The organism is Haloarcula montana (assembly GCF_035666295.1).
GTDB lineage: Archaea > Halobacteriota > Halobacteria > Halobacteriales > Haloarculaceae > Haloarcula > Haloarcula montana.
Window position 1 is genome coordinate 2,118,037 of sequence record NZ_CP142027.1, and the last position, 23,351, is coordinate 2,141,387.

17 protein-coding genes are annotated in these 23,351 nt (G+C 65.0%); 11 read left to right on the plus strand and 6 right to left on the minus strand.

The genetic code is table 11. The features are described from left to right. The 4 genes from sufB to VJ109_RS11135 form a co-directional block, all read right to left on the minus strand. Entirely contained in the window at positions 1–1,431 is a 1,431-nt protein-coding gene (gene sufB, locus VJ109_RS11120; RefSeq protein WP_324756741.1) for a Fe-S cluster assembly protein SufB, read from the minus strand. Positions 1,432–1,462: 31 nt separating this feature from the next. Continuing rightward, positions 1,463–2,389 (minus strand): ABC transporter ATP-binding protein, encoded by a 927-nt coding sequence (locus VJ109_RS11125; protein WP_324756742.1) that lies wholly within the window; start codon positions 2,387–2,389, stop codon positions 1,463–1,465. A 158-nt stretch (positions 2,390–2,547) separates the two neighbouring features. Continuing rightward, entirely contained in the window at positions 2,548–3,264 is a 717-nt protein-coding gene (locus VJ109_RS11130) for a DUF4166 domain-containing protein (protein ID WP_324756743.1), read from the minus strand. A 45-nt stretch (positions 3,265–3,309) separates the two neighbouring features. After that, positions 3,310–8,544, minus strand: a complete 5,235-nt coding sequence (locus VJ109_RS11135) for a DNA polymerase domain-containing protein (RefSeq protein ID WP_324756745.1) — start codon at positions 8,542–8,544, stop codon at positions 3,310–3,312. Positions 8,545–8,643: 99 nt separating this feature from the next. Here VJ109_RS11135 and VJ109_RS11140 point away from each other — a divergent pair, with 99 nt between their 5' ends. From VJ109_RS11140 to VJ109_RS11150, 3 genes are all read left to right on the plus strand, one after another. Then, positions 8,644–8,835 (plus strand): DUF7331 family protein, encoded by a 192-nt coding sequence (locus tag VJ109_RS11140; RefSeq protein WP_276222740.1) that lies wholly within the window; start codon positions 8,644–8,646, stop codon positions 8,833–8,835. Positions 8,836–8,933: 98 nt separating this feature from the next. Beyond that, on the plus strand, positions 8,934–9,368 hold the full coding sequence (locus VJ109_RS11145; protein ID WP_324756747.1) for a DUF7322 domain-containing protein: 435 nt from the start codon (positions 8,934–8,936) through the stop codon (positions 9,366–9,368). Positions 9,369–9,393: 25 nt separating this feature from the next. After that, on the plus strand, positions 9,394–9,819 hold the full coding sequence (locus VJ109_RS11150; protein WP_324756748.1) for a DUF7346 family protein: 426 nt from the start codon (positions 9,394–9,396) through the stop codon (positions 9,817–9,819). Here the strand turns inward: VJ109_RS11150 and rad50 are convergent. Next, a complete protein-coding gene (rad50, locus tag VJ109_RS11155) occupies positions 9,816–12,485 on the minus strand; it encodes a DNA double-strand break repair ATPase Rad50 (RefSeq protein ID WP_324756750.1) in 2,670 nt (889 codons plus the stop codon). The genes VJ109_RS11150 and rad50 overlap by 4 nt on opposite strands. A gap of 13 nt (positions 12,486–12,498) precedes the next feature. Then, positions 12,499–13,773, minus strand: a complete 1,275-nt coding sequence (mre11, locus tag VJ109_RS11160) for a DNA double-strand break repair protein Mre11 (protein WP_324756752.1) — start codon at positions 13,771–13,773, stop codon at positions 12,499–12,501. A 118-nt stretch (positions 13,774–13,891) separates the two neighbouring features. Between mre11 and VJ109_RS11165 the strand changes: the two genes are divergently transcribed. The 8 genes from VJ109_RS11165 to VJ109_RS11200 are packed head-to-tail and all read left to right on the plus strand — an operon-like array spanning position 13,892 to position 23,332. Further along, a complete protein-coding gene (locus tag VJ109_RS11165; protein WP_324756754.1) occupies positions 13,892–14,512 on the plus strand; it encodes a DUF7310 family coiled-coil domain-containing protein in 621 nt (206 codons plus the stop codon). Beyond that, entirely contained in the window at positions 14,509–14,985 is a 477-nt protein-coding gene (locus VJ109_RS11170; RefSeq protein ID WP_324756755.1) for a DUF7311 family protein, read from the plus strand. Before VJ109_RS11165 ends, VJ109_RS11170 begins: the two co-directional genes overlap by 4 nt. After that, complete coding sequence (locus VJ109_RS11175) at positions 14,978–16,834, plus strand: ATPase, T2SS/T4P/T4SS family (protein WP_324756757.1); 1,857 nt, start codon at positions 14,978–14,980, stop codon at positions 16,832–16,834. Before VJ109_RS11170 ends, VJ109_RS11175 begins: the two co-directional genes overlap by 8 nt. Next, positions 16,831–18,504 (plus strand): type II secretion system F family protein, encoded by a 1,674-nt coding sequence (locus tag VJ109_RS11180; RefSeq protein WP_324756759.1) that lies wholly within the window; start codon positions 16,831–16,833, stop codon positions 18,502–18,504. The genes VJ109_RS11175 and VJ109_RS11180 overlap by 4 nt, the downstream gene beginning before the upstream one ends. A 32-nt stretch (positions 18,505–18,536) precedes the next feature. After that, positions 18,537–19,004: a DUF7283 family protein gene (locus tag VJ109_RS11185; protein WP_324756760.1), complete on the plus strand. Its 468-nt coding sequence runs from the start codon at positions 18,537–18,539 to the stop codon at positions 19,002–19,004. After that, entirely contained in the window at positions 18,985–19,374 is a 390-nt protein-coding gene (locus tag VJ109_RS11190) for a DUF7285 family protein (RefSeq protein WP_324756761.1), read from the plus strand. Before VJ109_RS11185 ends, VJ109_RS11190 begins: the two co-directional genes overlap by 20 nt. Beyond that, complete coding sequence (locus tag VJ109_RS11195) at positions 19,371–20,258, plus strand: DUF7284 family protein (RefSeq protein WP_324756762.1); 888 nt, start codon at positions 19,371–19,373, stop codon at positions 20,256–20,258. The genes VJ109_RS11190 and VJ109_RS11195 overlap by 4 nt, the downstream gene beginning before the upstream one ends. After that, on the plus strand, positions 20,258–23,332 hold the full coding sequence (locus VJ109_RS11200) for a DUF7286 family protein (RefSeq protein ID WP_324756764.1): 3,075 nt from the start codon (positions 20,258–20,260) through the stop codon (positions 23,330–23,332). Before VJ109_RS11195 ends, VJ109_RS11200 begins: the two co-directional genes overlap by 1 nt. Positions 23,333–23,351 lie beyond the last annotated feature (19 nt).

Consider the following 23,351-nt stretch of genomic DNA (forward strand, 5'->3'; position numbering starts at 1 on the left):
TTATCCGAGCGAACCCTCCATCTCCAGTTCGATGAGGCGGTTCAGTTCGACCGCGTACTCGATCGGTAGCTCCTCCGTGATCGGCTCGATGAAGCCGGCGACGATCATCTGCTTTGCGTCGTCGTCGTCCAGGCCGCGGCTCTGGAGGTAGAAGACATCCTCGTCGCCGATCTTGCCGACGGTCGCCTCGTGGGCAACGTCGACGTCCGACTCCTGGATCTCCATGTACGGCATCGTGTCCGAGGTGGACTCGTTGTCGAACATCAGCGCGTCACACTCGACAGACGTCGAGGAACCCTCGGCGCCGTCGGCGATGTGGACCAGTCCGCGGTAGTTCGTCCGGCCGCCGTCCTTGCTGATGGACTTGGACTCGATCGTCGATTTGGTGTTGGGCGCGTTGTGGTAGACCTTCGCGCCGGTGTCGATGTCCTGGCCCTCGCCAGCGAAGGCGATGGTGATGTGGTTGTCCGTCGCGCCCGGCCCCTTGAGGACCGTCGACGGGTAGAGCATCGTGGCCTTCGAGCCCATCGAGCCCGAGACCCACTCCATCGTCCCGTCGGCCTCGCAGATGGCGCGTTTGGTGTTGAGGTTGTAGGTGTTCTTCGACCAGTTTTGCACTGTGGAGTACTGGACGTGGGCGTTCTCGCCGACGAAGACCTCGACGCCACCGCTGTGGAGGTTAAACGCCGAGTACTTCGGAGCCGAACAGCCCTCGATGTAGTGGACCTCGGAGTTGTCCTCGGCGATGATGAGCGTGTGCTCGAACTGGCCCATGCCTTCGCTGTTCATCCGGAAGTACGCCTGGACGGGCATGTTGACCGTCGTGTCCTCGGGGATGTAGACGAACGACCCGCCGGACCAGACGGCACCGTGGAGCGCGGCGAACTTGTTGTCGCTCGGGGGGACACACTTCGTCATGAAGTGTTCCTTGACGAGTTCTTCGTGCTCTTGGACGGCCTTGTCCATGTCACAGAAGATGACGCCTTTCTCCTCCCACTGTTCCTGCATGTTCTGGTAGACGATCTCCGACTCGTACTGGGCGCCTACGCCCGAGAGGGCGTTCTTCTCGGCTTCCGGGATGCCTAGTTTGTCGAAGGTGTCCTGAATCTCTTCGGGGAGGTCTTCCCAGTTTTCGGCGCCGCCTCGGGTCTCGATGTCCGGGCGGATGTAGGGGACGATGTCGGCGATGTCGACTTCCGAGAGGTCGGGCGCTCCGGGCCAGCCAGTCGGCATCGGCATCTCCTGGAACTGCTCCAGGGCGCGCAGACGGCGCTGGAGCATCCATTCGGGCTCGTCCTTGTCTTCGGAGATGATTCGGACGGTCTCCTCGGTGAGGCCCTTCTCGGTCTCGAAGGCGGCGTTTTCCTCCTTCTTGAACTCGAAACGGGCTTCGGTGTCGGTCTCTTTGAGATGGTCTTGATCTGAACTCATAGGTTGATTTGGTGGTGTAGACTGATGGGCGTTACGCGGCCTCGTAGACTTCCTCGCGGACCCAGTCGTAGCCCTCGTCTTCGAGCTTCTCGGCCAGCTCCGCGCCGCCGCTCTTTGCGATCTTGCCGTCGAGCATCACGTGGACGTGGTCGGGCTCGACGTAGTCGAGGATGCGCTGGTAGTGGGTGATCTGGAGGATACCCGCGCCCTGCTCGTCACGGAGCGCGTTGATCCCGTTGGAGACGTCCTGCAGACGGTCGATGTCCAGCCCGGAGTCGATCTCGTCGAGCACGGCGATCGACGGTTCGAGGATCGCGGCCTGGAGGACCTCGTTTTGCTTTTTCTCCCCGCCGGAGAAGCCGGCGTTGAGATAGCGGGAGGCGAACTTCTCGTCCATGTCCAGTTGCTCCATCTTCTCCTGGAGGATCTCCTGGAACTCGGCGACGCCGATCTCGCCCTCTTCGACGTTGCCTTCCATCGGCGAGGTGTCGTAGCCGGCGGCGTCCTCGTTGGTGTCCTCGCCGTCTGCCTCGGCTTCGTCCTCGTCCTCGAAGAGTTCCTCGCGTTCTTCGAGTTTGGCGTTGAGTGCCGTTCGCAGGAAGTTCACCATCGTGACGCCCTCGATCTCCGCGGGGTACTGGAAGCCCAGGAAGATGCCCAGTGCGGCCCGCTCGTTGGGTTCTAGATCGAGCAGTTCCCAGGTACGCAGGTCGTCGGGGATGTCGACCTCGTTGCCGAACTCGTTGTCCTCGAGATGGAGAAGGACCTCGCCGTCGGTGACCTCGTAGGCCGGGTGGCCGGCGATAATCTTCGCTGTTGTCGATTTCCCCGAGCCGTTGGGTCCCATCAGCGCGTGGATCTCGCCCGACTCGACTTCGAGGTCGACACCGCGAAGGATCGTTTCACCGCCCTCTTCTGCGACTTCCGCGTGGAGATTGTTGATTTCGAGTATTGCCATGGTGGTCTCTTAGGTCAACCGAAAGGTAGGGCGTGACGCTGATAATAGTTTCGAGTTTCTACGCTTCCTTTTCCGAATCGAAAAGCGATATTCGGATATGGAAAATTCCGTTCGACCGGTCCGGAACCACGGCCGTCCGCCGGTCGGACCCGGAGCGGTCACTCGCCGGCGGTCGGTGACACCGGCCGAACGGCGTCCGGCACCGCTTCGCAGTCGATCCACTCGACCTCGAAGGAGCCGCGGTACTCGAAGACGAGCCCGACCAGCGGGTTCGTCACGGTCACGGCGATGCGGAACTGTTCGGTCTCGTCGTCGTACCACTCGTGGACGGTCGCTTGCGCGGAGAGCGCCAGCGGCAACGGTACGCAGGTCCCGACTGCGTACAACCGCTGTGGCCCGGTCGTGATCTCGATGCCGCCCCGGTCGCTCACGGCCAGGTCGATGTCGACCGCGAGGTGATGACGCGTTCCCAGATAGTCGATGATCCGGTCGCGATCTTCGCTGTAGATCATCGCGGCGTCGAACCGTCGGCGCCGAGGCATATCGAACCGCCGCAGCCACGTCACCGTCTCCCGGCCGAACGCGTCCTCGTAGGCGTAGTTCCGGATCGTGAACGGGACAGCGGTGTTCTCTTCGGGGAACATCGTGTTGTGTGTCGCACCGAACCACAGGAACGGGAGCAGGTGTGGCCCGCCGTTCCGGACGTACTCCATGGTCCCGCGGCCGATACAGGCCACGCCGTCGGCGCTCGTGAACCCGAACCGCTCCTGGACCTTCGGGTGCAGCGCCGTGAACTCCTCACCCAGCGCCCGCTCGTAGATCGACCGGTCGTCGGTACCGCCCACTCGGGGAGTCTCGTCGTCGGGTTCGACCATCTACGGTCCCGTCGTCAGCCGTCGTTATAATCGCTCTGACCGAGGCTACATGAACTGGCCGAGCCCGGTCTGTTCCTGGCCGCTCTTGACCTCCTCCCAGGAGATGTCCAGGGCTTCGAGGATCCGGGCGATCGGGCCTTTCAGCGTCTTGTCGAGCATCTTGTCCCAGTCGACCTCGAACTCCTCGGGCACCTGGTCGGCGTACTCGAAACAGATTACGTCCGGGTCCCGGCGGAACTCCCCGTACAGCGGGTCCTGTGCCGGGTCCAGCCCCTGCTCGGCCTCGATACGCTCGAAGAAGTCCGAGTGGACCCGATCCAGGTAGAGCCGCTTCGGTTTCGACCCGCTCTGGAAGTTCGTCCCCAACAGGAGATTTGCGTACTTCGCGCCCCTGACCTGTGCCGTGTCGGTGTCGTAGTTGTCCAGTTTCTTCCCGATGCCACCTGGGATACCCACGTCGTCGAGATCGACGTTTCCGGCCTGGTAGTCCTCGATCACCTCGCCGACGTACTCCTTGATCGACTCGGCGTCCTCCCCGTGGACGATCCGGTCGATGACTTCCTTCTGGACTCGTTTGGTGATCGGCGCGATGTCCGACCGCTGGTACTCGAACCCGGTGATGTCGATGTCGTCGACGTCCTTGCCCTCCTTCCAGACGATGTGGCCGGCGTAGCGTTTCTTCTTGCCCGCCTGGAAGAACCGCCGGTAGAGTTTCTCGAACTCGATTTCGAACCGGTGGAACTCGGCGTTGAGTTCTTCGAGCGCGAACTCGTCGTAGGAGTCGTTGATCGTCTCCTCTAGCTCGAAGCCCTTCTGGATCGTCGCGGCGATGGTCTCTAACTCCGACTCGTCCATCTCGGGATGTTTCTCCCGCATGCTGTCGGTGATTTCGACGCCGCCGTTGACGTCTTCGGGAGTGACCTGCCCTAATTGTAACATGACGGAGTCGGTGTCCCCGTATACGACCTCATACCCCTCGTTTTCGACGACTTCGTCGGTGTAATCGATGACGTCCCGACCGGTGGCGGTGACGGCTGCGCCCATCTCCTTGTCGTAGAGGCGGAACCGGTCCCATCCCAACACGCCGTAGAGGGACTGGCCGACGAACTGGAACGTACCGTTGCGACCGGCCAGTAGTGTGTGGTTATCCGCAACAGTGGCACAGTAAACACCGTTCTCGGCCGTACTCCGGGAGCTACTCCGGTGCATTCGGAGCGTGTTCTTGCTCTCCTCGGTGACGTAGATCCGCCAGGAGCCGCTATCGTGGTTGTAGTTCGCGGTCAGTCCGAGGTGAGTACAGAGGCGGAGTACGTCGTCTCGGAGTCGATCGCTTGCGGTCGTGTATGGCCAGGACCCCTGCTGTCGGTCGCCGTCACCAGCGACGAGTGTGTCGAGGAAGCGCTGTTTCTGCCGCCGGCTCAGTTCGAAGACGAACTCGGGGATACGCTTCTCGAAGCTATCGCCCCCACAGAGGTCCCGAAGCAGGTCACCGAAAAGTTTCGAGGTGAACTGATAGCTCTGATCGTCGACGTAGTAGTCCAGTCCCATCCGGTCGAGCAGGTCACCGATATCAGCGTGTGTCGACTGTCCGCCGTCGGTCAGTGCTTGTTGTGCGATATTGACACTTGTTGATGAGCCGCGTTTTTTCTCCCCGAACTGCTTGGTCTCGGGGGTATAGACGTTTCCTTCGGTGATGTACCACGCGAGCAACTCTAGGAAGTCGCCACCCTCGAACGTTCGTGGAATCCACTTCCGCCCCGCCTCGGTGTGGACAAACGTCGTCTCAGCAACCTCTTCGATATATTCGCGGTGGTGTTCGAACTCGTTCGGACTGAAGACGTACCCTTCCTCGCCGATGTCGTTTTTCAGGACTTTGTCGGGGTAATACCCGAGTTCGGTGGCGAAGGTGTGGCCGTGGACCGATGGTCGGACCCAGATTTGGTAGTCCTCTACGTAGTCCGTGAGATCGACCGTCTGGAGTGGCTCACCGTCTGGTCCGTCCCAGTCGTGTGGGAGTTCGTAGTTGGTCGCATCGTCCAAGTCACCGGCCTCGACGAAGGAGTATTCGTCCTCGGTGATGCCGTTCGTCTCGTTTTTCCGGACGAGCATCCGATGGTTCGGTGTCACGCGGAAGTCGATCTTGCTCGTCTCGATGTCGACGAGGTCGCCACCATACTCCGGATACGCCTGGGTTTCGACGACCGGTTTGACCTCCATTTCCATCGTCTCGGGATCGAGCGAGTACACTTCGTCGCCGATTTCGAGGTCCCGGATGTTCCGAACGCCGTCGGGCGTTAGTACGTCCGTGTCCGGCGTAAAGCAGTTCATGATCACCTTCACTGCCGCTTGTTGCCGGTCTAAGCGCTCGTACTCCGGATTATCGGGATCGAACGCGTTCCGACGCTCCTTCTTCTCTTCCCGCTCCGTCAGGAGTTCGTCGACCATCTCCCGGATGACGCCGTCCGGCTCCTTCCGGAAGTGGGTCCCGTTGGGAGCGCGGTAGGTCTCGCCGTCGTAGCGCTCGGGGTCCACCTTGGTCTCCGGGCTGGCGTTGGTCGTCACCATGCACATCGGGTACAGCGACTGTCCGATCCACTGGAAATTGCCGTTCCGGCCCGCGAGCACGACGTGATTGTCCTTGGCTGTGATACAGAACACGTCACCGTCGTGGTCTTCGACCGTTGCGTTTGTCGATTTCTTAAATGAGCCCTGTTTTCCGACGGAGACGTAATAGGTCCCATCCGACTGTTCGGAGACCGTCGGCTTGTGTCCGCACCGGACGGCGATATCGGCGACTGCGTCCCGTAAGTACGTGCTCTTCGTCCAGAACTTGCCAAGCCCGGAGTTCGCCCGACTTCCGTCTCCGCGAATCATCGTTTCCAGGAGACCTGTCAGGACCTCTCCGTCCAGTTCGAAGACCCAATCCGGCAAGCGCTTGTTTGCGTACCCCTCTCCGCAGTGTTCGGCGAACCAGTCGAGGAGATACTGGTTCGAGATATTCACACCACGTTCGTCCGTGTTGTAGTTGACCCCCATCCGGTCGAGTAGGTCCGCAATTGCCCGACGGTCAGTCTCACCGCTCTGATGGATCGTCAGTCGACCGTTGGCTCGGTCGGTACTCCCTTCCGTGACGAACCAGCCCATCAGTTCGAGCCAGTCGGCCATGTCGAACGTCCGTGGCGTTTCCCGATGCTGAGGTCCGTACTTGAGGAAGACATCGTCAGCGTGTTCGTCGATGACTGCCCGGTGTTCACGATAGACCGAAAGCGGAACGAGATACTTCCCGACCGATTTCTGGATACCCATGGTTGCGGACGATCCGTGAACCAGATCCAACGATTCACGCACCGATTCCGGCACTGCGCTCCTGAACACGCGAAGGTCGTCATCCGTGTACACGACGACGTGGCCGTCATCTACCTCGGTTAACAGACTGAACTGCTCCGGAGAACGACCCTCCACTGGTTCGTGCTGCGGGAATGCGAACCGCTCGTAGTCCGGAATCTCACGATACTCAGTAAGTTCGAAATCACTCGGTTCTTGTTCGTCCCACCGTCGCTCTTTCGAGTATAGTAGCCGATGGTTTTCGGTTACCTTGAAATCGTGCGTGTTCCCCGACAGATGGTGTAGCTCTCCGTATTTGTTCGGGTATTGGTGAGTTTCCTCGACCGGTTTCACCTCGCACTCGAACGTGTCAGGGTTCAGCGTGTACACTTCGTCGCCTCGGTCGACTTCTCGTATGTTCTTCGGCCCGTCGGGTGTCATCACCTCGGTATCGCCACTGAAGCACTTCAGATCCAGTACCGTGACGTTCTCCCGAACGCCGGTGATCGGATCGAAGACTGCTCCGCCCTCGTAGTCCTCGCTCTCCTGCTGGCCTTTCGAGGGGAGTGCGAACTCCCCGTGGAGTTTGTGCAGGACGTACATGTCGACGGCGTCGCCGGGAGTGGTCGCGTCTTCGAGCTTACAGCCGACGAAGGTACGGACCTCGTCCCAGAAATCGACGATGTCCTGTTCGCGGTCGAGTTCGACACAGAGTTCCACGTCACGGAGGTTGTACTCCAGCAGGCGCTCGGGGTCGTCCTCCCAGAGATCGCCGATGTCGCCGGCGTACCGTTCCTTGCCGACGCCGAGCTCCTGTTCGCCGACGGCGTCCAGGCGGTAGGACTCCAGTTCGGTGAACTGCGTGCGTTTGTAGGCATACAGGAGGTCGAAGACGACCCGGCCCTTGATGTCCGGCCCCTGCCAGTCGCTGCGCCAGACCTCGTCGACCCGCGAGAGGCGGTCGATGTCGAGGTCGTAGTCGTGGTCGAAACTCCGGAGTTCATCGAGCCGGTCCAGCAGGTACGGTGCGTCGAAGTCGTCGAAGTTCCACCCCGTCAGCACGTCGGGATCGGTCCCGACGATGTAGTCGACGAACGCCTCCAGCATCGCCTCCTCCCGTTCGAAGATCCTGACGTCGACGTCGAGGCCGTCGTCGCCGATCGGGTCGTAGCCGGCCAGCGCTTCGGGGCCGTCGACACCTTCGGGCGACTGATACAGCCAGACGATGTACTCGTCGTCGTAGGAGTCGTGGGAGGTGAGACAGATGATCGGCTCCTCGCCGTCTTCCGGAAAGCCCGAACGGTCGTCGACCTCGATGTCGAAGGTGTTGACCCGCGGGTCGGCACTGGCCTCGACGGGTTCGACCTCGCTGTGGTGGACCGTCAGGCTCCCGTCCTCGCTCTCGCGGGCCGGCACGCGGACGCCGCTGGTGATGTCCTTGTCGATGAGCAGGCGGTTGGGGAAGAGGATGTCCGCCTCGTAGTGATCGAAGTCGTCCCGCATCTGGCCCACGTCCCGTGGGGTCTGTCCGAAGATCTTGACCAGTCGTTCGCCCCGGATCGACTCGTAGGGCTCCCCGTCGGCGTCGGTCTCCTCCCAGCCGGTGATGCGGTCGTACTGGCGGAGTTGGTCGGGCGAGACCGACGACGCGGGCGCGTAGAAGTACGGCTTGAACTCGTAGATCTCGGCGTGGACGGCCTCGTTGTCGTCGGTCCGGCCGAAGACGTGGACGACGGGGAACTCGTCGTCGCCCCGTCCCTCGACAGTGTAGTCGACCTGGGTCACGACGAACTCGACAGTCTCCTCGACGTCCGGGAACTGCTGCTCGTCGATGTCGACGACGGTCGCGTGGCTGTCGTCGTTCCCGGCGACTGCTGCCGCCTCGTCGGCCGGCCGGTCATCGCTGGCGCTCCCTCCCGTGAAATCCCCGAGGGCTCGCTGACTCTCGTCACTCATTGGCCCTCCTTCGAGGTGCCCGATGAAAACACCGGCGGTCGAAATTGTCGTGGGCAGAAAGTATATGTTATGGTGTGTCATACCGGACGACGAAGTCCCATGTCGCACCACGCATCCCCAGACGGCGAGGCGGACCGGTCGGAGCAACTGCGTTCGGAGCCGGCGCTCCCGGACGCGATCCAGACGACGGAGACCTACGAGGTGGACAACGGGACAGTGTTCTACGACGCCCAGAACCCGCTCGCGTGGCTCCAGTCGGACGTGACGATGCCACTGGACGAGATCAACTGAAGCGCGCTCGGAGCCCGGCGGGGCCTGACAGCCAGCCGACCGCCCAGCGACCGCGACAGACCGGGAACGCTTTTTCGCTGGGCTCCCGTAGCACGGTCGTGGTCCTGCCCCCCGACGAGGACGACTCGGATTCCGGCCCGAGTGTCGTCAACGAGAAGAGCGTCCACGAACCCGAGGAGTTCGACCCCGACAGCCTCGGGCCGTCGATTCCTGAAGCACCGTCGGCACCGGAGCCGCCGCGGGACGGCTCCGCCAGCGAGATCTCCGGGTTGTTCTGGAAGCTCGTCGTCGTGTTCAACGTCGCGCTGTTCGGGCTGTCGGTCGGCCCGATGATCATCTACTTCGAGGGGCAGACGGACCGTGGCGTCCAGGTGTTTCTCGTCGGTGCTATCGCCTTTGCCTACGGGTACTTCCGCTATCGTCAGTTCATGAACGACCGCGAGGACGAAGACGACGGTGACGAGGATACGGACGGCGACGACAGTGACGAGTCGGTGTCGCCCGGCACGGAGCCGACCGAACACAACGGCTAACCGTCGACCCCGGCTACAGCCTCGTATGCGAACCGTCCGCGACGAGTCGGGCACGCGCTATCTGTTGCTCAAACGGTCCAGCGACGCGAGTCTGGTCAGAGACCCCGAGACCGGCGAGCGAACGCACGTCCCCAACGACCGACTCGAACCCGCCGAGGGCGAGTCACCACTGGAAACCGCCGCAGCGGCAGTGTCAGACCCGGTCCGCCGGCTTCTCACGGCAGCCCACGACGACCGCTCGCTGGGACTGCTCGTGGAACTCGACGCCCGCGGGCCGCTCGCGGTGACGGATCTGCTGGACAGCTACGATCTCTGTGAGAGCGACCTCCACGGCCTGCTCGGGGAGTTCCGTGCCGCCGGGCTGGTCACGGAGGCGTCGGTCGCCGGCCAGCGGGGCTACGACGCAACCGAAACGACGGCCGACGCCCTGGCTTCCCTCGACGCCCGTTAGACCAACTCGGCGACGGTCGCCTCGACGCGTTCGACACGCGAGCGGTTCGTGGTCGCGTCTTTCTCCACCCGGACCAGATCGTCGGCGGCCCCGACGAGTTCGTCGTCGTGGCTGACCACGAGGATCTGTTCGACGCCGACCTCGTCACGCATGTACTCGATCAGGTCGAGCAGTCGGGTGACGTGGCCCGAGTCCAGGAACACCGTCGGCTCGTCGAGGATCAGCGGCGGCATCGGTGCCGACCCCTCGATCCCCTCCGCGAGCAGTCGGTAGATCGCACACCGCAGGCTGAGGTTGAACAGCGCGCGTTCGCCCCCCGAAAGCTGTTCGGGCTCCAGCGGGTCGCCGTCCTTCTGGTAGACGGTCAGTTCGTACTCCCCGTCGAGTTCGATGTGGGAGTACGAGTCGTTCTGGTAGACCAACTCGAAGGTCTCGTTGAGCATCCGTTCGAGCGTCTCGACGTTGCGCTGGCGGAGCTGTGCCCGCAGCGTCCCGTACATCTCCTGGAGCTGTTCGGCTTCGTCGTACAACTGCTCCAGGCGGTCGAGGGTCCCGGCCAGCGATGCCCGTCGCTCGCGCAGCGACTCCAGTTCGTCAAGCTCGGAGCGGACGCCGCCGATGGCGCTCTGGAGGTCGTCCCGGCGTTCGCGCAACTCTGCCAGTTTCGCCTCGGCCTTCTCCACGTACGCCTCGGCTCGCTCTTTCTCCGAGCGGGCCTCCGCGACCCGTGACTCGTCGACTGCCTCGGCCAGTTCCTGTTTCCGTTCGCGCTTCTCGGCCAGCCGCTCGCGGCGCTCGTCGTTGACCTCGGCGAGCTGTGACCGCCGGCTACGGAGTTGTTCGATGTCGTCCTCACAGGTTTCGATGCCGTCCAGTAGCTCCAGTACCGCCTCTAACTGTGCGATCGACTCCTTGACGGCCTGGTGTTCCTGGTTGCACTCCCCGATGACCGAGCGACACTCCGCGGCCCGTTCCCGTGCCGCCTCGGCGGCCTCGCGTTTCGCGTCGGCCTCGGCCTCCAACTCGTCGGCGTCCGTTCGGAGTTCGTCGACGCGTTCCTCGTCGTCGTCCAGCCCCGACTCCTTCTCCTCGATCAACTGGACGACCGTCGAGCGGTTGTCGCGGAGCCGTGCCAGTCGGTCGGCGGCCTCGGCCAGCTCCTCGGCCGCTTCGAGGTCGTCTTCCAGGCGCTCGACCGTCTCCCGAGCGTCGGCCAGGTCGGCTTCGAGGTCGGCGATCCGCTCGCGATCGTCCTCGATGGACTCGACGTGGGGTGAGCCCGTGACGTCCTGACCACACTCGGGGCATTTGCCTTCCTCCAACAGCGCCTCGGCCTCGGCGAGCGAGGCGCGCTCGTTCTCCAGTCGCGTCTCCAGTTCGGTCACCCGCTGGCGGGTCTCCGCCAGTTCCGTAGCGACCGACTCCCGGTGGGCGTCGACCCCGTCCCGGTCGATCTCGGCTCCCTCGAAGGTCGCCTCGACCGCCTCGATCTCGTCGTCGATCTCCGAGAGCTTCTCGCGTCGCTCGGCGACGGTCTCGCGCGTCTCGGCCAGTTCCGTCTCCAGTTCCGCGGCAGTCTCGCGTTTCGTCTCCGCACGCGAGGCCAGGTCCTCGGCCTGTTCGGTCAGGCTCTCTGCCTCGCCGCTGTGTTTCTGTGCTTCGACCTTCTGGCTCTCGATTCGGGACCGCAATTCCTCCCCCCGTTCGTCCAACTCGTCGATCCGGGCGGTGGCGGCCTCCCGGCCGGCGCTGTCGAGTTCGGTCGCAGCGACCTGCTCGTCGAGATCGGCTCGTAGTGATTCGCGATCGCTCTTGCGACCGGAGAGCTTGTCTTTGAGCTGTTCTCGCTCGGTTTCGGCCTCGGTGATCGTCGCCTCCAGGGAGTCGATCTCCTCGGTCAGTTCCGCCAGTTCGGTCTGTTTCTCCTCGTACTCGTCGAGGACGGACTCGGCCTGATCGCGGGTCTGTTCGGCGGTCGACTGTTGGTCCTCGATGCGCTCGATGTCGGACTGGACCTCGTTGAGTTCCGTCTCTAGCCCGTTGAGCCGCTCGTGGAGGTCCTCGGCTTCCTTCTCCGCGATCTGTTCGTCCAGTTGCGAGAGCGCCCCCTGTTTGTCGTCGCGAACCCGACCGACGCCAACTCGGGCGTCGCTGGCCCGCTCGCGGTACGTCTCCAGTTTCCCGAGTTGCAGGAGGTCGTCGAGCATGTCCTGGCGGTCGCTCGCAGTGGCGTTGATGAGCTTGTTCACCTCCCCCTGCCGGACGTACGCGCAGTTGACGAACGCCTCGCTGTCCATCCGGAGGAGTTCGGTGATCCGAGCGCGCACGTCACGCGCCCCCTCGAAGGTCCCTGTGGGCGTTTCTAGGACACACTTGGCGGTCGTCGCCCGCTCGCCGGTCGTTCGGACCCGGCGGGTCAGGTGGTACTCCTCGCCGGCGTGGGTGAACCAGAGATCGACGGTGCAGTCGTCGGCGCTCAGCGTGACCACGTCCCCGAGGGTCTCGTCGATCGCTCTCGCGCCGTAGAGGGCGAAGAAACACCCCTCGAGCAGCGAGGACTTCCCGCTGCCGTTGAGTCCGTGGATGACGGTGACGCCGGGGGACAACCGCAGATCGGCGTCGTCGTAGCATTTGAAGTTCTCCAGCCGGACACGCTGGAACTTCATCGCTTCCCCTCCATCAGATGAACTCCTCCATGCTCGACTGATCCTCGCCGTCCCGTGTCTCGGCGTCAGCCGGCGAACCGCCCGCCGGAGCACTGTCCGGGTCCGATTCGTCCGGTCGGCGCTGTTCCGGTCCGCTCCCGTCGGTCGGCTCGGACGCCGCCGCGTTCGGCCCGTCGTCGGCAGTCAGTGCCTCGGGGTCGTCCTCGATCAGTTCACCGACCCGCTGTTCGACCGTCGACGTGACGTTCGCGTCGGCCACCTTCGAGGCCCGGATGGTCTCGTCGATGTCGCGGGCGGCCTCGCTCAGGCCCAGTTCCCGGACCCGCTCGGCGACGGCGTCGTCCGGGTCGGCGAAGCTCACGTCTGTCTCATCGGTGTCGGCCGCCAGCTCCCGGTGGTCCGTGACGCGGGCGACCAGCGCACCCGCATCGAGGGCGGACTCCTCGACGCTGGCCGGGGCGATGGGGTCACCGTCGCCGTCGATGCTCACGATAACGACCGCGTCCTTGACGTCGTACTGGCCGACCTGGCTCCGCACGCGGTCGATCCCCTCTTCGGGACCGAGGTCGATGTCGACGTAGACGAACTCCCGGGTGTCGAGCCCGCGTCGGGTGATCCGGACCTCCCCGTCGAAGGTGACGATGTTGTACCCCCGGTCCTCGCGTTCGCTCGCGCTCGCGCGCTCGGTGGACCCACAATAGGTGACCCAGGCGTCGGCGACTTTCTGTTTGCCGGGCGCGTGGTTGTCCCCCAAGAGAAGCGCGTCGAACGCCACCGAGGACTCGGTCAGGACGACCTCGGCGTCCCAGTCGCCGTAGTCGAACGGCTGGAACAGCCCGTGGGTGACGAGCGCGGCGTGGTCGGCGTCGTGGGGAGCGAACTCGTACGCCAGGGAGTCACGCTGGGACCGCGGGACGAAATCGAGCCCGTAGAACGCCGTATCGCCGACGACGGTCGGTTCGTCGTCCAAGCGGATCGCGAGCCCCAGGGACTCGTAGAGGTCGAGCCACTGTGCGTCCCGCTTTGCCTCGTGGTTTCCCACGACGGCGAGAAACGGGATATCGGCGTCGTCGAGTTCTTCGAGAACCGAGAGCGTCCCCATGATGTCGGTCAGTGAGGGACGACGGTCGTGGAACAGGTCTCCGGCGTGGACGACGGCGTCGACCCCGTCCTCGATGGCGTCGTCGACGACCTGCCGGAACGCCGCCAGGAAGTCCTGACGACGCTCGGGGACGTGGTACTGCTGGTACCCCAGGTGGGTGTCGCCCGTGTGTATCACCCGTGTCATTCGTCCATGCGTATGCCGTCCCCGCCTAAAGAGGTGTTGCGACCACGGTGAAAGTGGTCGCGGTCGCCGCGATCGCTCGGACGAGGGTTCAAATACCAACACGGGACCAACCGCGGACATGGCAGACAGCGAGACACTGTCAGAGCGGGTCAGTGCCGTCGAGCGAGCGATGACCGAAGGCGAAAAGACGCTGCCGGACGCCGAGGCCGTCGCGGAGCTAGAACCCAGAGTCGCCGATGTCGAAGACCGATTGGCCCTGCTGGACGAGCGAGTGACCGAACTGGAGGCCGCGACCCAGGCGCTCCGTGGCTACGTCGGCTCGGTCAAATCGGTCAACGAGGACGTCGAACAGCGTGCTGACGCCGCGCTGGCAGCCGTCGATCGACTCGAAGACCGTCTCGAATCCCGGCAGACGCCACGGGAGCCAGATCCACAACCGGATGCCACCGGATCGACAGTACAGGATCGGCCGGCGACACAGCAACGGTCACGCCGCGCTGAGGGCGGTCGGTCCAGCGAACACCGCGAGCAGTCCCTGGCTCCGAACCACGATCAGATCGACGGACTGGCGGACGTGGATCAGACAGAGACACCGCAGGACAGCACCAGCCAGGACGCCGACGGAGTCAGACCACCCAGGACAGTCGGTGACGAATCCGGTCGGACCGGCGGATCGCACCGCTCCGGGGAGGACCAAACTCGGGCCGGCGTGTTGGCTCGCATCCGGTCGCTGCTGTGATCGTCCGGTTGGTCCTCGCGGTCGTGATCGCGGCGGCATTGATCGGCGCGAGTATGCCGGGTATCCGAACCGTCCGGGCCGACCACGCCGACGCGACCGTTGCCCGCCAACTCGATACGCTGTCGACACGGCTCCAGGCGATGGTCGAGCGCGACGATCCGGCCGTCGGTCCCGGTGCGCAACTGCGAGTCGACGTCCGGCTCCCACACCGATCGTTCACCCGGAGCAGGATCAGATCCCTGTCGATTACGACCGACAGCAACACGACTGTCGCGACCTGGAGCGTCGGTGACCGCGGTCAGACGCGACGACGGCTCGTTGGCCTCCCGCTCCGGACGACGGGAACCGACCTCACACTTCGGGACCCCGGAACACATCGTCTCGTGTTCGGTTACCGACTCGACGACGGACGGATGGTGGTGACCGTCCGGCGATTTAAATCGGATGCCGCGGCCACGGTGGACCATGCGTGAACTGCTACTGGGTTCGACCGACGAGCCCGACTGTCGCTGTCGGACGACAGTCGACGGTTCGTTGCTTCGGGTCGACGCCGGCGACTGTCCGGGTGGGGGCGACCTGGCTGCCGAACACGCCTGCCGGGCGACCGTCGTCGAGGCGTCGAGCGCCCGCTCGATCGATCGAGTCGTCACGAGCGACTGCGGACTAGAACGGGCTTACCTCGACGGATCGGCAGCACTGCTGTGTGCCGCTGGTCGGTTCGCGGCCCGTGTCGCGACGATCGACGAGCGACTGGCCGACCGGGCACGGACCGATCCCCTGGCAGCAGCCGAGGAAGCGGTCGGGCGAGCCGGGCCAGTCGCGACCATGGCGGCAGAGACGGGGCTTGCCCTCGCGAGCGAGCGGTCGAACGACTACGAGACCGCCCTGAGCGCCTACGTCGGACCGACAGTTAGCGACGCACGGGTCGCCGAGACACCGCCAGGGGACGCGGTACTTGCCGATCGGTGGCGGACTGAGACGGAGGCGGTCGTTCGGCAGTACGAACGCAGCGGGGAGATGGATCGCTACCACCTAGAACCGCGCGAGTCACGGTTCGACCCTGCGACGACCGAACTCCTCTTGGAGGCGTACGACCGCCTCGCGCGTTCGGGAACCGGTGACACGTTGACACCGTACCAGGCCGCGAGTGCCGTCGCCGAAGACGGGGCCACAGCCGCGACTGTCGGCTCCGTACTGGCCAAACACACCGAGGGGGTAGGCATCTTACAGGACTTCTTCGTCGACCCGCGTGTCTCGGATGTCTTCGTGACCGCTCCGGCCGCCGAGACGCGGCTCCGGGTCCGCGTCGACGGCGAGACGATGGAGACCAACGTCAGGCTCTCTGTCGAGGGTGTCCAAGCACTGGCCTCGCAGTTCCGCCGGTCGAGCGGCCGGGCGTTCTCCCGGGCAAGTCCCACGCTCGACGCCACGACGAGCGTCAACAGCCGCCGGATCCGCGTCGCTGGTGTCGCCGACCCGGTCAGTGACGGATCTGCGTTCGCCTTCCGGGCCCACGATCGTGAAATCTGGCGGCTCGCCGATCTCGTCGCCAACGGAACCATGCCAGCTTCCGTTGCGGGGCTGCTGTCGGTCGTCGTCGAGCGTGGCGGCGCGTGTCTGGTCGCGGGTCCGCGTGGCGCCGGCAAGACAACCACGCTGGGGGCGTTGCTGTGGGAACTTCCCCGTTCGGTCCGGACCGTCCTCATCGAAGACACGCCGGAGCTACCGGTCGAACACCTCCAGGACGACGGCAGGGACGTCCAGGCACTGCGGACGACGACAGCCGACGGTCCGGCTGTCGACCCAGCCGAAGCACTCAGAACGGCGCTCCGACTCGGCGACGGCTCGCTGGTCGTCGGCGAGGTCCGGGGTGAAGAGGCTGCGGTGCTCTACGAGGCGATGCGTGTCGGTGACGGAGACGACGCTGTTCTGGGCACGATCCACGGTGGTGGGCCACAGGCCGTCAGAGAGCGCTTGGTGACCGATCTCGGCGTTCCCGAGCAGTCCTTTGCTGTCACTGACCTGGTCGTGACGCTGGGACAATCAGACGCGACCGGCGATCGGTTCGTTCAGCGTGTCGACGAGGTCCGGGACCGGGAGCACGGTGTCGTGTTCGAACCCCTGTTCGCCCGGGACGGTGACACGACGGAGCAGACCGGCGTTCTCGATCGGGGAAACAGTCGGTTGCTCGACACACTTGCACGACCGACCGAATCCTACAGCGAGATACGGTCCGTGGTCGCGACTCGCTCGGAAACGATTCGAGACGGTGGCGTCAGTCATACAGACACCGAGCATCCAAGTCGGGAGCAACAGCTGTGAGCGGCGCGTTTCCGTCCATCTGGGCGCTCTCGGTGTCGGTGCCCGAGTCCTACCGCCGTGCCTGTCGGCTTCTGGATATCGAGACGGCTCCCGAAGCGATCTTGGTGGCGAGTTACGTGATCACGACGGTACTCTCCGTCGGTGGCATCGCGGGGCTAGTCCTCTTCGGGAGCCGTGTGGGTGGGATCACCCTCATCTCGCTGGCCGGCTTCGCTCTGGTCGGTGGCCGGTACGGCGTCGAACTGGCAGCACAGGCGCGACGTATCCGGGCGCTCGGTACTGCGCCCTCGCTCGTTACCAGGCTCGTCCTCGCGGTCGAACTGTGGCCGACGACCGAACGGGCGGCGGCGTTCGCGAGCCGGACGGGATCGGGACTGCTCGCCGAGAGCCTTGCGACCCACCACCAGCGGGCGCGTGACTCCCCTCACAGCGGCCTTCGGACGTTCGCCGACGAGTGGGGGGAGACGTTCCCGGCGCTGGAACGTGCACTCACCGGTGTCAAGCGTGCCGCTGCGGCCCCTGCCGACGAACGGAGCGAGATCCTCGCGACGACGCGACGACTGTTACTCGATGGCACGCGCGAGGAGATGGCCTCTTTCGCCGCTTCCCTCCGGATCCCGACGACGGCGCTGTACGCGTTCGGCGTCTTGCTCCCGCTCGCGCTCGTCGCGCTCGTCCCGGCCGCTGGGATGGCAGGGATTCCGGTCACCGGCTCGTTTCTGGTCGCCGTCTACGTCGTCGTCCTCCCGTTGGGACTCGTCGTCGCCGTTGCCTGGCTTCTCGCCAAACGGCCTGTCGCGTTCCCACCGGTTACGGTCCCTCGGAGTCACCCGGAGGTCCCCGACAGTCCGTGGCGTGGCCTCCTGGCCGGTTTCACGGTCGGCGGGGGCTGTCTCGCGCTCGGCACTGCACTGCTCCCAGTCTGGGGTGTCCCTGTGGCCGCGCTCGGGTCCGGGGTGGGGACAGCACTCGTCGTCGTCTACCGTCCGGTCGTCACGGTTCGGGAGCACGTCGTCGCGGTCGAGTCAGCTCTCCCGTCGGCACTTCAGGCACTCGGCCGACGGATCGATCGCGGGGAAGCCGTCGAGACGGCGATAGGGACCGTTGCCGACGAGAGTCAGGCCCCACTCGCTGCGGTGCTGGACGCAGCGTCGTGTCGCCAGCGACGGCTCGGGCTCACCGTCGACGGAGCATTCACCGGTGAATACGGTCCCCTCGCGACGCTCCCGAGCCGCCGCGTCCGTGAGGCGGTAGCGCTGTTGTCGGCGGCGGCCACGATCGGCCCACCAGCAGGCGAGGTCGTGACCGAGATGGGAGATCACCTCTCTGATCTCCGCGAAGTCGAAGCGGAGACTCGCCGAGACCTCGCACAGATCACCGGGACGCTCACCAACACGGCTGGGCTGTTTGGCCCGCTCGTCGGAGGTGCGACGGTCGCCCTCGCCGGTTCGATCGGCACGACCGGTCCGGTTTCGACCGTCTCTGTCTCGGTGCTTGGTCCTGTCGTGGGCTGGTATATCTTGCTCCTCGCCGTTGTTCTGACGACCCTGGCAGTCGGCCTCCGTCGTGGACTCGATCGCGCACTCGTGGGATACCGTGTCGGGCTGGCACTGCTCTCGGCGACTGTGGCGTACTTCGCGGCTATCACCGGGACGGGACTTCTGGTGTAGATTTAAGTCAGATACCGTGGCCAGACCGGTCTATGTTCGACGCACCGATCGATACGGTCACGCTCTGGGCCGGCGTCGGAGCGGTGAGCGTCGCCGTCCTGACTGTGATCGCCCAGGCACCGACGACCGCACCACCAGCGGCAACGGCGACAGCGGCGACTGTCGACGAGGTGACGACGAGTCCGGCAGGCTCTGTCGAACGACGGTCGCTTCGTGCGCAGTACTGGTCGCTCGACGGCCGGCAACTCGGGTTGCAAAACGAGGGGGGAACGAGCCACGCAACGCTCCATCGGGTGGCTATCCCGGCCAGGGATCGTCGACTCGGGCAAGTCCTCGATGGGCGCCGTCCGGAGGCGGTGTTCTCGTCGCCGGCTGAGTTCCACCAGGCGATCGACCAGGCTCGGAACCGATCGCGGAACACGCGCTGGTGGCCCGCGCCGAACCGGCTGACAGCTCGGCACGTCGATTGGGGGGATGTGGATGTCACACTCGTCGGATAGAGGTACTGCAGAGCCACTGGCAGCACTCGTCGCGGTGTTTGCCGTTACGGTCGGTATCGCCCTGTACGCGGGCGTCATCGACGAGGCGCTCGCCGGTTCTCAGGCCGAGCGAAACCGGGCCGCGCCGACGGCGGACCTGATCGAACGGAACCACTCGACGGCCGGGCTCTTCGATCCCTCGGGGCTCTCCCAGTCACTGTCGGCTGTCCCCGACGGCTACTCCGGAAACGTCACAGTCCGGGCTGACCGGACGTGGACCGCCGGCCCGGCCCCGCCGGCGAACACTGACAGTGTCCGACGACCAGTGAGTATCCGTGCTGCCCCTGGCATCGTCCAGCGCGGGACGCTCCGTGTCTCGGTGTGGCGATGAGTCGCGCGGTGAGTACTGCTGTCGACGCGACAGTGTTCCTCCTGTTCGTCGGTGCTGCAGTGGCAGTCGTCCTGAGCGGGACGGCGGCCGAATCGCCCCGAACCGGTAACCCGGCCGCCGAGGACGCCGAACTCCTCGCGACCAGCACTGCGACCGTCGAGTACAGCCTCTCGACGCGCGGTCTCGGGACCAACCACTCGGCACCGATCTGGGTCGCCAACGGGACCGCTCGCCGACAGCGATCGGCACACGGGACGGTCGCAGAACTGCTGGGGGACGGGGCCATGCGGTCAGTCACGGTTAACGGCCAGTTGCTCTCACGCTCCGGGATCGGTTTCAAGCGAACGCTGTCGGCGACGACACAGCGACGACTCCAGGAGCGCCGGCGACTGACGGCTGTCCGGGTCCGGTGGCGGCCCTACCGGGATGCGCCGATCGGCGGGACCTACCACGTCGGGGACCAACCGCCACGTGACGCGTCCGTTCGAGCCGGATCGGTGACGGTCCCGAGCGGGATGGACAACGTGACAGCGGCCGCCCTCAGGGCTGCCCGGTCGTCGGGGTACGACGGAGTCGCGACCGTCGTCGCACGGGCCGTCGTCGACGGCCTCTTTCCGCCCGAACGCACCCGACTCGCACTCCACGGTGATTATCCGGCCGACGTGCTGACGGCCGCTCGATACCACCGGATGGGCAACGCTACTGGTGCCGGCCCGCTCGCTCTCGACCAGTCGAACGTCACGACACTGAACCGGAGGTTGACAGGCGCACTCGCCGAAGTCCTCGAAGCCGACATGCGAACACAGTTCCGCTCGCCGACCGCAGCGGCACGGGCGACCGAGACACACCGCGTCCGTGTCACCGTCAGGACGTGGTCGCCGTGATGGACGACCGCGGGCGGGTCCCGTTCGCGCTGCTCGGCGTGTTGTTGCTCGTCAGCAGTCTCACACTCGCACCGTCGCTGACGACACGACCACCGGTCAGCGAGACGACGATCGAGCGGGCCGTCGACCGGACGACCGCCGAGACACAGACGGCAGTCAGAGACGGTGTCTCGACGGCCGGCCAGCGAGCGGCCGCAAACCCGGTCGTGACGCCGACAAACACCACTTACGGGCGTGCGCTCAACCGCTCGACCCCGTTCAGGGACGCGCTGCGAATCAGGGTGTATCTCCAGGTACGGGACCGCCTCGAACGAGTCGGTTACGAACGTGAGCGGGTCACCGCTACCGCGTCGCTTCCGCCCGTGACCAACACGAGTTCGCTGCGGGCGGCAAAGCGCCGTGTCGAAATCCGACCGGCCGGACCCAACGGGACGGCGCTTCGGGCGACCGTCGAGAACGTTACGCTCCGGGTTCGACGCGGTGACAACGTCATCGAGCGGCGGCAGGTCTCGCCGACAGTCGTGGTCGCGACGCCAGTATTATCGCTCCACGAGCAGGTCTCGACCTACCAGGCACGGCTGAACAACGGTCTCGACAAACCTGGCTTCAATCGGCGTCTCACCGCTCGACTCTACCCGATGGCGTGGGTTCGTGGCTACGCACAGTACGGTGGCGTCCCGATCTCGAACGTCGTCGGCAACCGCCACGTCTCGTTGGCTGCCAACGGTGCCCTCCTCGGCGTCCAGCGGTCGACGTTCGGGCGGAGCGATCCCGCCGGGCGACGGGCGCTTACGGAGGCGACTGCGGTCACTGGGATCGAGGATGTCATCGGCGGGAGCAACCCCTCGGTTATCACGAAGAAAGTGCTCGATCAGGCGAGCTACCGGCCACCGGCCAGCGATATCGGCCGTGGCAACGCGAACTGGAGCTCCCCACAACCCAACGAGAGTATGCAAGTCGGGATCAACCAGACCGCGGACAGGGCCTTCCGTGACGTCGCCGGCCCGTCGAAACTCCGTGCTACGACAGCCGCCGCCTACCGTGTCGAGGCACGACTCGTGACCGATACCCGCCGACTCAGGGGCGGCAAACCGTCGATGCCGGCGTCTCCCGGTTCGAACTGGACGCTCGTCGACGACCGGACGACCGACACAACCACGGTTCGAAATGCCACTGGCACGGTGTCGGTACCACAGGGTTGGCACCGGCTCGACGGCGTCGCTCGGACAGTCCAGGTCCGGTACCGACGAACCGCCGAGTGGACCAACGGGTCGGCCACACGGACGACAGTCACCAACCGGACTGCCAGCTACCGCGTCGGTGTCGCACTGGTCGGGCGCCACGATAGTCAGTCGGTCGCCCCGGCAAACGGTATCTCGACAGCCCACGATCCGAGCGGCAGTCCGCTGAACGGGTCGAACCTCGCGGACGTCGAACGGAAAGCCAAACAGCGGTTGGTGACGGATGCAGGCGGCTACAGCACGATCGTGGCCAGTGCTGTGACAGGCCGCGTTTCGACTGCACCGATCGAGATCCGGGCGGATCGCCCGCCCGGTCTTCGGTCGTGGGTGTACCGTGACCTGATGCGGCTTCGGGAACGCGTTCGGAACATCAGTGTGACAGTCGAGCGGGGGAAGATCGGGACGTTCGAGACGAACCCGCCCGGCCGACTCTTGCAACGACTGGAAGCCCGTCGCTCGGCCCTGGAAAACGTGCCAAGGACGTACAACAGTACTGCACAACGCGCACGAGTTGCGGCCCGGATCGCGTATCTGGACGCGGTCGAGAAACGGCTTGCGGACCAGTACCGAAAGCGCATGAGTAGACAGGACCTGTTCGATTCCCAGCTACAGAAACGGACGGGTGGTTCGATCCGGGACCTCCGCCGTGGGCTGACGGCTCGACAGACGAGGGTACCGCGAGCACGCCCCGTTCCGGAGGGGATCGCCGGCCCGGTCAGAACACGCGTCGACGCCCGCCCGCCGTATCTCACGCGAGCGAAGCTGAACGAGAAACAGTATCCGGCGCTGAATGGCACCGAGCACCCGCTAGTTACGGAGAACATCAACGTGTTCACGCTCCCCTACGGTAACGCTGCCTCGCAACTCACGAGTGTGATCTTCGCGACGAACGACCGGACACGGCTCTCGACGGCTGCGACGGCGCTTCGGGCAGCGAACGCGACGATCGACAACGGGCGCACTACGACCGTCTCGGGCAACGCCACCAACGGGACGAGTCGGAACGCGACGACCGTCACGTTCCAGCCCGTCAACGCGACCGTCGTCTCGCGGCGCGACCGGCTCCAGAACAACGTCAGACTGATAAACGGTTACCTCGCGGACCAGATGGTCGATGTCGTCGCGACCGAAACGACGGCGAGCGAACAGGAGAGCGGGGCCATTGTCGCCGACGGACTCGATCAGTGGAACACGACTCACGAGCGGGCGGCGGCCCTGACGGACGGCCGTGCAGCCCGTCACGTCGGGACCGTCGCCGCGCGTCGACAGAACCTCTCGCGGTCGGAACGCGACTGGCTCCGCCTCAGGCTCTCCGCCCGCCTCCACGAGGAACGCAACGAACCGCGTATCGGCCCGCAGTCGAAGCTGGTCAACGAATCGGCGTCGGCGACCCGATCGGTCGCCGAGACGGCGATCACGACGGCGATCACGGAGACGACGAAATTACAGGCCGAACAGCTCGCGAAGAAGCGACTCGGGACGGACATGCTCCCCGCGGGACTTCCGGTCGCACCACCGGTCATGCCGTGGTACGCGACGACGAACGTCTGGTGGGTCTCGGTTCGGGGCGAGTACGGGCGGTTTGCGGTCACGGCGAACCAGGGGCCGCCGTCGGCCCCGGCTGGGATGACGACCTACGCGCGAGACGGTGATGCCGTCGCGATCGACGTTGACGACGACGGACGGGACGAACGGCTCGGGACTGCCGACCGGATCTCGTTTGCAGCCGAGACCGGAGTCGTCGTCGTGGTCCCACCCAAGCCACGGGGTGTGGGTGACAAGGACGGAAACACCGTCGAACGCTCGCCCGGCTGGCCGGACGCGGGCGACTGAGAGTGACAGTCACTAATAC